We start from the raw sequence: 12,845 nt of genomic DNA on the forward strand, positions 1-12,845 counted from the left end.
TTACTAACAAACATGACCACGACGGATGTGCTCGGCAGCACCGGAAGCCTCGGCCCCGGCAAGGCGCTCCGTCCGCGCTCCAAGGTCCTCCCGGAGCACGCACGCAGCCACAACCGCTCGCTGGTGCTCCAGACCCTCTACCGCTTCGGGCAGCGCAGCCGGGCCGACCTCGCCCGGGACACCGGACTGACCCGCGTCACGGTCTCCGACCTCGTCGCCGACCTCCTCGCGGAGGGACTCGTGGTCGAGCTCGGGCAGCGGGAGTCCGCCCGCCCGGGCAAGCCCGCCGTCCTCCTCGACATCAACCGGACTGCGCACCAGATCGTCGGCGTCGACCTCAGCGACCACGACCGCTTCCGCGGCGCGGTGATGGACCTCGACGGCGAACTGCTCGCCTCGGCGGAGGTGCCGCTCGAAGACGGCGACGGGCAGCCGGCGACGGGAGAGGCGGCCCTCGCCAAAGTGCGCGCGCTGGTGTCGCAGCTCGTCGCCGCCGCGACCGCCCCGATCCTCGGGATCGGCGTCGGCTCGCCCGGTGTCGTCGACCTCAGCGGCACCATCCTGACCGCGGCCAACCTCGGCTGGAGCGGTGTGCGGCTGCAGGACGACCTCCACGCGCTGACCGGCCTTCCGGTCGTCGTCGCGAACGACGCCAACGCGGCCGTGCTCGCCGAGCACAGCTACGGCGGCGCGACCGGCGACATGATGCTGATCCGCGTCGGCCACGGCATCGGCGCGGGCCTCATCATCGCCGGAACGCTCGTCTACGGCAGCCACTTCGCCGCGGGCGAGATCGGCCAGGTCATGGTCGGCACCGACCTGGGCCTGGACGCGACCTACACCCGCGAGCAGGTGCTCGAGCACTGGCTCAGCGTGCCGCAGCTCCGGCGCGGCATCCGGGAAGCCGAGGCCGCCGGGCGGGACGCCACCCCGGTCCTCCGCGAGGCCGGCCAGCGGCTCGGCATCTCCCTGGCGCCCGTCGTCGGCGCCCTCAACCTGTCGGAGCTCGTGCTGAGCGGCCCGACCGACCTTCTCGATGGCCCCCTCGCCGAGGCGACCATCCTCACACTCCGGAACCGGACGATGGCGGAGAACCACGCCGACCTCGCGGTCCGGATGACCACGCAGGGGCAGGACATCGTCCTGCGCGGCGCGGCCGTACTCGTCCTCTCCGGACAACTCGGGGTCTCGTGACACAGCACCGCCCGATCTACGACCCCTGCACCGACAGTGCGCTGCGACCGCAGACACTGACTACCCAAGAAAGCCCGAACGAATGAAGGGAACAGCAATGAAGAGAAAGCTCGTCGGCCTCGCCGCTGTGGCTACGGCTTCCGCTCTCGTGCTCGCCGGATGCGCCTCTGGCGGAGCCCAGGCTCCGAGCACCGATGGGAAGGGCAAGACGGTCACCCTGTGGCTCGTCGGCTCCGACACCCCGGACGCGCTGCGCAACTACCTGAAGACCGAGTTCAACAAGGAGACCGGAGCCACGCTCAAGATCGAGCAGCAGGACTGGGGAGACATCGTCACCAAGCTCACCACGTCGCTGCCCGACGCGAACAACACGCCGGACGTGACGGAGATGGGCAACACCCAGTCCCCGACCTTCACCAACGTCGGCGCGTTCCTCGACGTCTCCGACATGTACCAGGAGCTCGGCGGAAGCAAGCTGCTGCAGTCCTTCGTCGACGCGGGCAAGGTCGACGGCAAGAACTACACGCTGCCGTACTACTTCGGCTCGCGCTACATGTTCTACCGCAAGGACGTCTACAGCGCGGCCGGCGCCCAGGTGCCGACCACGCTCGACCAGTTCAACAGCACCGTCGCCGACATCACGGCCAAGAACCCGAAGGGGATCCCGAACTTCTCCGGATTCTTCCTCGGCGGCCAGGACTGGCGCGACGGCATCTCCTGGATCTTCGCCAACGGCGGTGACATCGCCAAGAAGGAAGGCTCCAAGTGGGTCGCCACGCTGGACCAGCCCGGTGCGCTGAAGGGCCTCCAGCAGCTTCAGGACATCTACAAGAACGCGTCCAAGGCCCCGAACGACGCCAAGGACTCGAACCAGTACATCTACCTGAACGACACCGACCAGACGGTGGACGCCAACGGCAACAAGACCGGTAGCACCTCGCTGGCCGCCGCCACCATCATGGCTCCGGGCTGGGCGCACTGGTCGATCGGCGACCTGTCCACGCAGAACGGCAAGGCCGTCCGCACCTGGAACGACAACACCTTCGGCACCTTCGTGCTGCCGGGCAACGACGGCAAGCCGGCCCCGGTCTTCGCCGGCGGCTCCAACATCGGCATCTCGGCCAAGTCCAAGAACCCGGGCCTGTCCAAGACGCTGCTGAAGATCATCTTCAGCAAGCAGTACCAGGAGATGCTCGGCAAGAACGGCCTGGGCCCGGCGAACTCGGACTACATGTCCTCGCTCGGCAACGACCAGTTCGCGAAGGCGCTCATCGAGTCGGCCTCCCACTCCAAGCTGACCCCGGCTGCGCCGGGCTGGGCTTCGGTCGAGGCGGCCAACGTGATGGAGGAGTTCTTCTCCAAGATCCGCGACTCGTCCGACCTGAAGGGCCTCGCCCAGCAGTACGACACCAAGATCAACGCCCTCCTCAACGTGAAGAACGGCTGATCGGCTCCACCTAGCACCAACCGGCAGGCGAGGGCGCGGAAGCAGCACCACCCCTTCCGCGCCCTCGCTCCTGCCCCCAGAATTTTCTCGACGCACAGACTTTTCCCAACACCACCCGGAAGGAGGACCGCAGTGACCGCGACCCGCGAACCCGTGACCGCCCCGCCGACCACGAGCGCAACCGCTCCGTCCGCGCCGCGCAAGCGCCGAGGCCGACTCACGCCCTACGCCCTGCTGCTGCCGGCCATCCTCATCCTGCTGCTGGCGCTCGGCTACCCGATCGTCTGGCAGCTCGTCACCTCGATGCAGCACTTCGGGCTCGCCCAGCAGTTCGGCCAGCCCGCGCCGTTCGTCTGGTTCGGCAACTACGTCACGCTGTTCTCCGACCCCTACATGTGGACCGTGGTCGGGCGCTCCCTGGTCTTCTGCCTCGTCACCGCGGGCGTCACCGTCGTGATCGGAGTCGGACTCGCCCTGCTGATGTCGGGCATCTCGCGCTTCCCGCGGATCTTCCTGCAGATCACCCTCCTGCTCGCCTGGGCGATGCCCGTGGTCGCCGCCATGACCGTGTGGAACTGGCTGTTCGACTGGCGCCGCGGCGTGATCAACAACGTCCTGACCTCCTGGGGCCTGGACTTCCAGAACCACAACTGGCTGCAGAACCCGCTGTCGTTCTTCTTCGTCGCCGGCATCATCGTCACCTGGATGAGCGTGCCGTTCGTGGCCTTCTCGGTCTACGCCGGGCTGACCCAGGTCTCCGGCGAGGTGCTGGAGGCCGCCCAGATGGACGGCGCGAAAGGCTTCCAGCGGCTGCGGTACATCATCCTCCCGATGATCCGTCCGGTGCTCGGGATCGTGCTGCTCCTCCAGATCATCTGGGACCTGCGGGTGTTCACCCAGATCAAGCTGCTGCAGGACAAGGGCTCCATCGCCAGCGAGACCAACCTGCTCGGCACCTACATCTACCAGCTCGGCGTCGGGTCGAGCGACTTCGCGATGGCCAGCGCCGTCTCGGTGTTCGTCCTCATCCTGACCATCGCCCTGAGCTGGTTCTACGTCCGCCACCTGCTCAAGGAGGACCAGTCATGACCACCGTCGCCGGCGACCGCAAGCTGAAGCAGAAGGTCCGCCCCGGTCGCATCCTCCTCGGCGCGCTCGCCGTGGTCCTCGGCCTGATCTGGGTGTTCCCGGTCTACTGGATGCTCAACTCCTCGCTGCTGCCGAACGTCGTGCTGCAGAGCACCACCCCGACCTGGCTGCCGTTCGGCGGCTCGCTCGACAACTTCACGGCCGTCATCAACGGCGGGACGTTCTTCCCGGCGCTCGGGATGAGCGTGGTCATCGCGCTGGTCACGGTGGTGTTCTGCCTGGCCTTCGCGTTCCTCGCGGCGCTCGCCATCAGCCGATTCAAGTTCCGGGGCCGCACGTCGTTCGTGCTCGCCGTGCTGCTCATCCAGATGCTGCCCGCTGAGGGCCTCTTCATCGCGCAGTACAAGCTGATGGGCTCGCTCGGCCTCCTGAACACCGTCATCGGCGTCAGCATCATCTACATCGCGGCCGTCGTGCCGTTCACGATCTGGATGCTGCGCGGCTTCGTCGCCGGCATCCCCGCCGACCTCGAGGAGGCGGCGATGGTGGACGGGCTGAGCCGCACGCAGGCGTTCCTGCGCATCACCTTCCCGCTGCTGGCGCCGGGCCTCGTGGCCTCGGGCGTCTACGCCTTCCTGCAGGCCTGGAACGAGTTCACGGTGGCGCTGGTCATCCTGCAGGACAACAGCAGCCAGACCCTCCCGCTGTGGCTGCGCGGCTTCATCCAGCAGTCCGCCTCGCGGGCGACCGACTGGGGACAGGTGATGGCGGCCTCCATGCTCGTGGCGGTGCCGGTCATCGTCTTCTTCCTCATCGTCCAGGGACGCATGACCAGCGGGCTGGTCAGCGGGGCGGTCAAGGGGTGAGCGGGATGTCGGTCACCCAGGCCAGCCCGACCGACACCGACCTCCGTCGCAGCATCGCGGCGACCCTCCTCCCCGGCTTCGTGGGGACCACGCTTCCGGCGTGGCTGGAGGAGCGCCTGCGGAACGGCCTCGGCGGGGTGTGCGTGTTCGGTCAGAACGTGGAGTCCGTCGCCCAGCTCCGGGCGCTGACGGACGCGATCTACGCCGCCAACCCGGACGCCATCGTGGCGATCGACGAGGAGGGCGGCGACGTCACCCGGCTCTACTACGAGACGGGATCGCCGTACCCCGGCAACGCCGTGCTCGGCCGCCTCGGCGACGTCGCCTACACCGAGGGCATCGCCCGTCGGGTCGGCGAGGAGCTGCGCGCGGCCGGGGTGAACCTCGACTTCGCTCCGGACGTCGACATCAACTCCAACGCGGACAACCCGGTCATCGGGGTGCGCAGCTTCGGCTCGCTGCCCGCTGTGGTGGCCGAGCAGGGCGCCGCGTGGACGCGCGGCCTCCAGTCCGCCGGCGTCGCGGCGTGTGCCAAGCACTTCCCGGGGCACGGCGACACGGCGGCCGACTCGCACCTGGAGCTCCCGGTCGTCGACCTGACGCCGGAGGAGCTGCGCGAACGCGAGCTGCAGCCGTTCCGCGCCGTCATCGACGCGGGCGCCCGCACGGTGATGACCTCCCACATCCTGCTGCCGCGCATCGATCCGGACCTGCCGGCGACCTTCAGCCGCACCATCGTGGAGGGTCTGCTCCGCGGCGAGCTGGGCTTCGGCGGCGTCGTCGTCACCGACGCACTCGACATGCACGGCGCGAGCGGGGAGCGCGGCATCCCGGAGGCCGCTGTGCTGGCGCTGGCGGCGGGCTGCGACCTGCTCTGCATCGGCACCGAGAACACCGACGCGCAGCTCGCGGAGATCGAGGACACGATCGTCACGGCAGTGGCGGACGGGCGTGTGGCCGGGACCCGGATCGCGGAGGCGGCCGGACGCGTGCTCGCGCTGGCCGAAGCCGTCCGGGCGGACGGCGCCGCACACGCGGTCGCCGCGCCGGGCGGCGCCGGGGCCGTCGATCCCGCGGACGTGCGTCGCGCGCTGGAGGCGTTCGACATCTCCGAGCACGCGGCCGCCTGGCTGCGGGCGCAGCACGGCCGGTACTCGGTCGTGCGCGTCGACACCGTCGCGAACATCGCGATCGGCGAGGCTCCGTGGGGCCCGTTCGCGGAGGTCGCCGCCGGAGCGGACGGCGCCGCGTCGGCGTTCGCGGCCAACCCGCTGCTCGTGCTCACCGAGGGCGACCGGCCCGACCTCGCGCTCGCCGCGCAGTCGCCGGTGCTCGTGGTCGGCAAGGACAACCACCGGCACGCCTTCGCCCGAGCGGCGATCGACCGGCTGCGCGCCGAGCGGGACAGCGTGCTCGTGGTGGACATGGGCTGGCCGAGCGACGACCGCCGGTATGCGGACATCGCGACGTTCGGCGCCTCCCGGCTCGTCGGGCGCGCGCTGATCGAGCTGCTCGACGGGCTGATCGAGCTGCTCGACGGGGAGCGCACCTCGTGAGGCTCGGCATCGACATCGGAGGAACCAAGACCGACGCCGTCGCCGTCGACGACGCGGGCGGTCTCGCGCAGCGGATCCGGCTGGTGACGGGCTTCGGCCACGCGGCGGTCGTGGAGACCGCCGTCGCCGCGGTCGCCAGGATCGGAGAGTTGACCGGGCTGGCGGCCGCTGGATTCACGTCCATCGGCATCGGTATCCCCGGGATGGTGGACAGCGCCTCCGGACACGTCGCGCACGCGGTCAACCTCGGTGTGGAGCGCCTCGCGCTCGGCGGCGAGCTGGCCGGCCGGCTGGGCGTCGGGGTGCGGATCGAGAACGACGTGAAGGCCGCGGCGCTCGGCGCGTTCCACGTCCTCGGCCTCGGCGGCACGATGGCGTACCTGAACCTCGGCACCGGAATGGCCGCCGGGATCGTCGTGGACGGCCGGCTCTGGCGCGGGGCCAGCGGCGTCGCGGGCGAGATCGGGCACATTCCGGTCGACCCCGCCGGCGCGCCCTGCGGCTGCGGTCAGCGCGGCTGCCTGGAGACGGTCGCGAGCGGCTCCGGCATCGCCCGGCAGTGGCGCACCGACGACCCGTTCCCGGCGCGCTCGCTCTTCGCGGCGGCGGCGGACGGCGACCTCGAGGCCCGCGCGATCAAAGCTAGGCTGGCGGAGGGCATCGCCGCAGCGGTTCGGATCCTCGTGCTGACCGTCGACGTCGACACCGTGGTGATCGGCGGCGGCCTCAGCCACCTCGGGGACCGGCTGCTCTGCGACGTCCACGAGGTGCTCGACGGCTGGGCGGAGAAATCCCCGTTCCTGGCGTCGCTCGCGCTGTCCCGGCGGGTGCGCCTCGTCCCCGAAGGAACCCCCGTTGCCGCCCTCGGTGCGGCGCTCGTTGGAGGAACAGATGGCTGAAGTCGTGGTGGTGGCGGACAAGGACGCGGCGGGCGAGCTCGCGGCGGAGTCCATCCAGGCGCTGATCGCAGCCAAGCCCGACGCGGTGCTGGGGCTCGCGACCGGGTCAACTCCGCTGCCGGTGTACCGGGCGCTGGCCCGGCGGATCGCCGCGTCCGGCACCGATGTGTCCCACGTGCGCGGATACGCGCTGGACGAGTACGTCGGCCTCCCGGCCGGACACCCGGAGTCGTACCGCGCGGTGATCACCCGGGAGGTCGTGGAACCCCTCGGCCTCACCCCGTCGCTCATCCACGTGCCCAACGGTGCCCTCGCGACGATCGAGCACGCCGGGGCGGACTACGAGAAGGCGATCGCGGAGTCCGGTGGAGTGGACGTGCAGTTGCTCGGCATCGGGACGGACGGTCACATCGGCTTCAACGAGCCCGGCTCGTCGTTCGCGTCGGTCACGCGGGTGAAGACGCTGACCGAGCAGACCCGGAAGGACAACGCGCGCTTCTTCGCCAGCGAGGACGACGTGCCCATGCACTGCATCACCCAGGGGCTGTCGACCATCCTGCGGGCGCGGCACCTGATGCTGCTGGCGTTCGGGGAGGGCAAGGCGGAGGCTCTGGCCGGCGCGGTGGAGGGGCCGGTGTCGGCCTCCAACCCGGGCTCGGCCATCCAACTGCACCCGCACGTGACCGTGCTCGTCGACGAGGCCGCGGCCTCCAAGCTGCGCAACATCGACTACTACCGCTACGCCTATAACCACAAGCCCGCCTGGCAGAAGCTGTAGCGGCGCGCGGGGCGCCGAGCTACAGGAGGCGGCCGTCGGCCAGGACGTGGCGGACGTGCCAGTCGTGGTCGAGCAGCACCGCATCCGCCGCGAAGCCGGCGCGCAGGCGGCCGAGGCGGTGGGATTCGCCCAGCGCCTTCGCCGGGGTCGCCGTGAGCGCGGTCACCGCGGTGACCGGGTCCAGCCCAACCCGGGTGATCGCGTTGCGGAGGGCGGCGTCCTGGGTGAGGGTCGAGCCGGCGATCGTGCTGGTTCCGGAGAGCACAGCGAGCCCGTCGCGGACGCTGACGTTCAGGCCGCCCAGCCGGTAGTCGCCGTCCGTTGCGCCAGCGGCGGCCATGGCGTCGGTGACCAGGGCGACCCGTCCCGGCGCCTCCCGGAACAGCAGGCCCGCCACCGAGGGGTGCACGTGGAGGCCGTCGAGGATGAGCTCGAGCGTCACCTCCGGGTTCTCGATCGCCGCCATGACGGGGCCGGGGGCGCGGTGGTGGATGCCGTTCATCGCGTTGAACGCGTGCACCAGGAGACGCGCCCCGACCTCGAAGGCCAGCTTCGCCTGCTCGTAGTCGGCCGCGGTGTGCCCGATGCCGACGACGACGCCGGCCTCGATGAGCACGCCGATGGCCTCCAGCGCGTTCGGCAGCTCGGGTGCGATGGTCGCGGTGCGCAGGGTTCCACGGGCGGCGCCGATCAGCTCCTCCACCATCTCGGGCCCCGGATCGCGGAGGAAGGCGTCATCGTGCGCGCCGCGCCGCTCGCGGGCCAGGAACGGCCCCTCCAGGTGCGAGCCGAGCACCATCGGCTCGACCTTCGTCAGCTCCGCCACCACGCCCAGACTCTCGCGCAGGGACGCCAGCGGGTTCGCGACGTGCGAGACGAGCGCGCGCGTGGTCCCGTGGGCGCGGTGGGTCGCGAGGGCCGCGAGCATCTCCTCCGGACCGTCGTCGTACGGGTGGCCGCCGCCGCCGTGACAGTGCAGGTCGATGAAGCCGGGTGTCAGCCAGTGCCCGCCGGCGTCGACCACCTCGCGGCCCGGGGTGCGGGCCGCCTCGTGCCAGCCCGTGCCGGAGCCGGTCGCGACGATCACGCCGCCGTCGGCGACCAGCCAGAACTCGTCGACCCGTCCGCTCGCATCCACTTTGCGGGCGTCATGGATGACGACGCCGGTCATGCGAACTCGCGCCGCCCGTTGATCACGCCGCTCACGGTCGCCACGACCGCGAACACCAGCGCGACGATCGGCTGCCCCAGACTCCACCAGGCGAAGGCGGCGGACCCCATCACGACGAGCTCCACGATCGCCTTCACGAACGCGTCGACGTGCAGCACGGCCTTGGGGGAGCGGAACAGCGCCCACAGCAGGATCGCGAGCACCGGGGCGCCGATGCCGACGACGATGTTCCACGGCAGCGGCCACACGGCGAAACCCCAGATGCCCAGCGAGACGACGGCGAACAGCTCCAGCACGAAGCGGAGGATGTCGTTGGGTCCGACCTTGATCGGGGTCTGCTGGTCGTGCGTGGTCACCGCGCCATTCTACCGATCCGGGTCCGTCGTGGCTGAGCGCCTGCCGGCCCGGCTCACCGGAAGATGATCGTCCGGGCCCCGTCGAGCAGCACGCGGTCCTCCGCGAACCACTTGACCGCCTGCGTCAGCGTCCGCGACTCCTCGTCCTGGCCGATCGCGACCAGCTCGGGGACGCTGCGGGTGTGGTCGACGCGCACGACGTTCTGCTCGATGATCGGGCCCTCGTCCAGGTCGCTGGTGACGAAGTGCGCCGTCGCGCCGATCAGCTTGACGCCGCGGGCGTGGGCCTGACGGTACGGGTTGGCGCCCTTGAATCCGGGCAGGAAGGAGTGGTGGATGTTGATCGCCCGGCCGGCGAGCTTCTCGCACAGCTCGGGGGAGAGGATCTGCATGTAGCGCGCGAGCACGACCAGCTCGATATCGTGCTCCTCGACGGCCTCCAGCACGCGGGCCTCGAACGCGGCCTTCGACTCGGTGTCCGTGACCGGACGCGACTCGAACGGGACGCCGTAGAAGCCGGCGAGGTCGCCGAGCGCGGCGTGGTTGGACAGCACGAGCGGGATCTCGACCGGGAGCTGCCCGGCGCGCTGGCGGAACAGCAGGTCGTTGAGGCAGTGCGCGGCGGTGGAGACCAGCACGAGCGTCCGCAGCGGCCGGCCGACGTTGTCGACGCGGTGCGTCATCCCGAACCGTTCGACCACGGGCGCGAGCGCGCGCTCGAACTCGGCGCGGTCGGCGGCGGACTCCACCTGCAGGCGCATGAAGAAGCGCCCGGTGTCGGTGCTCGCGAACTGCTGGCTCTCGGTGATGTTCCCGCGCGCGGCGACGATGGCGCCGGAGACGGCGTGGACGATCCCGGGACGGTCGGCGCAGCTGAAGGTCAGCACCCAGTGGTTGGCGGAGGTCGCGGGAGCGGAGTCCATCCGTCCAGGGTAGCGGGCGCGCCGGTGCGGCGATTCCGCGTTACTCACCGCGCGACGGCACCCACCGCGCGACCGGCACCCCCGCCGTCCACACCTGCAGCACCCGGAAGTCGTCGTCGAGCAGCACCGCGTCGGCCGCGTATCCCGGCGCGAGCCGGCCCAGGTCGCTGCCGCGGCCGATCGCCGCGGCCGGTGTCTCGGTGAGCGCGCGGACGGCCTCCTCTACCGTCACGCCGACATCTTGCACCGCGCGACGCAGCGCGGCGTCCTGGGTCAGCGTGGAGCCCGCGATCGCGCCGCCCTCGGCCAGGCGGGCGACGCCATCGCGCACCTGGACGCGGAGGGAGCCGAGCAGATAGTCGCCGTCGGACTCGCCCGCCGCCGCCATGGCATCGGTGATCAGCGCGACCCGCCCGGGGGCGGAGGCGAACGCCATCCGGACCACCTCGGGGTGCACGTGGATGCCGTCGTTGATGACCTCGACCGTGACCCCCGCCGTGCGCGTCGCGGCCGCCACGGGGCCGGGTGCGCGGTGGTGGATGCCGTCCATGCCGTTGAAGGCATGCGTCAGGATCGTGGCCCCCGCGTCGAATGCGGCGCGGGTCTGGTCGTAGTCCGCTCCGGTGTGGCCGACCGCGACCGCGACGCCGGCGGCGGCGAAGGCGCGCAACGCGGCCAGGCCGCCGGGCAGTTCGGGCGCGAGGGTGATCTGGCGCAGGGTGCCGCCCGCGGCCTCCAGCAGCAGCTCGATGTCGGCGGGTGTCGCCGACCGCAGCAGGGCCGGGTCGTGCGCACCCTTGTGGGCGACGTCGAGGAACGGCCCCTCCAGGTGCGAGCCGAGCACGCGCGGGTCGTGCGCCGCCAGCGCCGCCACCCCGCGCACCCGCTCGGCGAGCTGGGGCACCGTCGCGGTCACCAGCGAGACCACGAAGCGCGTCGTGCCGTGCCGCTGGTGCAGCGCCATCGCCGTACGGATCGCGTCCGCGCCGTCGTCGAACGCCGCCCCGCCGCCGCCGTGGCCGTGGAGGTCGATGAAGCCCGGCGTCAGCCAGCCACCGTCGGCGTCCGTGACGACGGCGGACGGGTCGCCGGCGACCGTCGCGCGCCAGTCGTCTCCGACGCCCGTCGCGGCGACGACCTCGCCGTCGAACAGCACCCAGGCGTTGTGGGTGGTGCGGCCCTCGCCGACGAGGCGGGCGGAGTGGATAACGTGCGCGGACATCCTCACAAACCTACGCGAAAGCAGCCCGGCTCACCCGACGATGACGCGGCGGATGCACCCGATGCACCACTGCATCGGGGCGGGGTAGCATCGAAGACGATGACGGCCGGTATCACGAGTTCGCTGCACCCGGCGGATCCCGCCGGGCCCGTGACCGAGTCCGCCCGTGTGCGGCTCTTCCGCTGGGAGATGCCCTGGTGGGCCGGCGTGCTCGGCGTGTACGCCGCCTCCCGCGTGCTGACCACGCTCCTCCTGCTCGTGCTCTACCTGGTGACGAGCGCGCTGCACTGGGAGGGCGGCAGCCCGCAGGCGCACCCGACCTTCCTCGGCTTCGCCGGCACGTGGGACGCCTCCTATTACCGCCGCATCGTCGAGCACGGCTACCCGGCGACGCTGCCCGTCGACGCCGACGGCGACGTGCAGCAGAACGAGTGGGCGTTCCTGCCGCTGTACCCGCTGATCGTGCGCGCGCTCATGGCGGCGACCGGCCTCGGCTTCCCGGCGGCGGGGGTGCTGATCGCGGTGCTCTTCGGGGCGGGCGCCGCCCTGGTGCTGTTCCGGCTCGTGGCATCGCGCGTCGGCCCGGTCAGCGGGCTCTGGGCGGCCGTCTTCTTCTGCTTCGGCCCGCTCTCGTTCGTGCTGCAGATCGCGTACGCCGAGAGCCTGTTCTTCCTGCTGCTGTTCGCGGCGCTGCTGGCCACCATGACGCGGCGGTACTGGCTGGTCATCCCGTTCGGAGTCGCGGCCGCGTTCACCCGGCCGGGGGAGCTCGCCCTTCCGCTCACCCTCGGGATCGTGTTCCTGATCCGCGCGTGGAGGGCGCGCCGCGGAACCGAGCCCTTCGGCGCCCGGGAACGCGTCGCGATGGTCGTCGCCGGTGCGGCGACCGCCGTGGCCGGGCTCGCCTGGCCGCTGATCGCGGCGACCGTCACCGGGACGCCGGGGGCCTACGTGGAGACGGAACTGTCCTGGTGGACGGGCTTCATCGGCCGGGTCGCGTTCGTCCCGCTGACCCCGTGGTTCCTCTTCACCTGGCGGTACGCGAGTGTCGCGGGCGCCCTCCTCGTCCTGGCCGCGATCGCCGGCTACGTGTGGCTGCTGAACCGTCCGGGCATCCGCGCTCTCGGCACGGAGGTGGTGGCCTATGCGGCCAGCTACGCGCTCTACCTCTTCGCCGTCTTCCTCCCGCAGCAGAGCCTCTTCCGGCTGCTCATGCCGCTGGCTCCCCTCGCCGGGGCGCCCGGGCTGACCCGCAACCGGCGCGCGCGCACCGTCACGCTGGCGGTCGGGATCGCGCTGCAACCCGTGGCGCTCGTGCTGTTGTGGTTCCTGGGCTATCCGTGA

Annotated in this window: 12 protein-coding genes; 8 read left to right on the forward strand and 4 right to left on the reverse strand. The window is 71.2% G+C overall.

Annotated features, from left to right (window positions below):
- The first annotated feature begins 12 nt into the window (after positions 1 to 12).
- The 7 genes from ABIA36_RS10665 to ABIA36_RS10695 all read left to right on the forward strand — a co-directional run bounded on the left by ABIA36_RS10665 (position 13) and on the right by ABIA36_RS10695 (position 7,829).
- Positions 13 to 1,194 (forward strand): ROK family protein, encoded by a 1,182-nt coding sequence (locus ABIA36_RS10665; RefSeq protein ID WP_369962338.1) that lies wholly within the window; start codon positions 13 to 15, stop codon positions 1,192 to 1,194.
- A 97-nt stretch (positions 1,195 to 1,291) separates the two neighbouring features.
- Positions 1,292 to 2,641: an extracellular solute-binding protein gene (locus tag ABIA36_RS10670; RefSeq protein WP_369962339.1), complete on the forward strand. Its 1,350-nt coding sequence runs from the start codon at positions 1,292 to 1,294 to the stop codon at positions 2,639 to 2,641.
- Between the two features lie 132 nt (positions 2,642 to 2,773).
- On the forward strand, positions 2,774 to 3,730 hold the full coding sequence (locus ABIA36_RS10675) for a carbohydrate ABC transporter permease (RefSeq protein WP_369962340.1): 957 nt from the start codon (positions 2,774 to 2,776) through the stop codon (positions 3,728 to 3,730).
- Positions 3,727 to 4,596 (forward strand): carbohydrate ABC transporter permease, encoded by an 870-nt coding sequence (locus ABIA36_RS10680; protein ID WP_369962341.1) that lies wholly within the window; start codon positions 3,727 to 3,729, stop codon positions 4,594 to 4,596. Before ABIA36_RS10675 ends, ABIA36_RS10680 begins: the two co-directional genes overlap by 4 nt.
- A 5-nt stretch (positions 4,597 to 4,601) precedes the next feature.
- Positions 4,602 to 6,152: a beta-N-acetylhexosaminidase gene (nagZ, locus tag ABIA36_RS10685; RefSeq protein ID WP_369962342.1), complete on the forward strand. Its 1,551-nt coding sequence runs from the start codon at positions 4,602 to 4,604 to the stop codon at positions 6,150 to 6,152.
- Positions 6,149 to 7,051, forward strand: coding sequence for an ROK family protein (locus ABIA36_RS10690; RefSeq protein ID WP_369962343.1), 903 nt, complete (start codon positions 6,149 to 6,151; stop codon positions 7,049 to 7,051). The genes nagZ and ABIA36_RS10690 overlap by 4 nt, the downstream gene beginning before the upstream one ends.
- Positions 7,044 to 7,829, forward strand: coding sequence for a glucosamine-6-phosphate deaminase (locus ABIA36_RS10695; protein WP_369962344.1), 786 nt, complete (start codon positions 7,044 to 7,046; stop codon positions 7,827 to 7,829). The genes ABIA36_RS10690 and ABIA36_RS10695 overlap by 8 nt, the downstream gene beginning before the upstream one ends.
- A 19-nt stretch (positions 7,830 to 7,848) precedes the next feature.
- Here ABIA36_RS10695 and nagA (ABIA36_RS10700) read toward each other — a convergent pair whose 3' ends face one another.
- Genes nagA (ABIA36_RS10700) through nagA (ABIA36_RS10715) form a run of 4 tightly spaced genes read right to left on the reverse strand, consistent with a single transcriptional unit; the run spans position 7,849 to position 11,501 of the window.
- Entirely contained in the window at positions 7,849 to 9,000 is a 1,152-nt protein-coding gene (gene nagA, locus ABIA36_RS10700) for an N-acetylglucosamine-6-phosphate deacetylase (protein WP_369962345.1), read from the reverse strand.
- Positions 8,997 to 9,356: a YrdB family protein gene (locus tag ABIA36_RS10705; RefSeq protein WP_369962346.1), complete on the reverse strand. Its 360-nt coding sequence runs from the start codon at positions 9,354 to 9,356 to the stop codon at positions 8,997 to 8,999. The genes nagA (ABIA36_RS10700) and ABIA36_RS10705 overlap by 4 nt, the downstream gene beginning before the upstream one ends.
- 53 nt (positions 9,357 to 9,409) lie before the next feature.
- Complete coding sequence (purU, locus tag ABIA36_RS10710) at positions 9,410 to 10,279, reverse strand: formyltetrahydrofolate deformylase (protein WP_369962347.1); 870 nt, start codon at positions 10,277 to 10,279, stop codon at positions 9,410 to 9,412.
- A 40-nt stretch (positions 10,280 to 10,319) separates the two neighbouring features.
- A complete protein-coding gene (nagA, locus tag ABIA36_RS10715) occupies positions 10,320 to 11,501 on the reverse strand; it encodes an N-acetylglucosamine-6-phosphate deacetylase (RefSeq protein WP_369962348.1) in 1,182 nt (393 codons plus the stop codon).
- A 99-nt stretch (positions 11,502 to 11,600) separates the two neighbouring features.
- Between nagA (ABIA36_RS10715) and ABIA36_RS10720 the strand changes: the two genes are divergently transcribed.
- Positions 11,601 to 12,845 (forward strand): hypothetical protein, encoded by a 1,245-nt coding sequence (locus ABIA36_RS10720; protein ID WP_369962349.1) that lies wholly within the window; start codon positions 11,601 to 11,603, stop codon positions 12,843 to 12,845.

Origin of the sequence: Leifsonia sp. EB34 (genome assembly GCF_041260585.1) — a bacterium.
Taxonomy (GTDB): Bacteria; Actinomycetota; Actinomycetes; order Actinomycetales; family Microbacteriaceae; genus Leifsonia.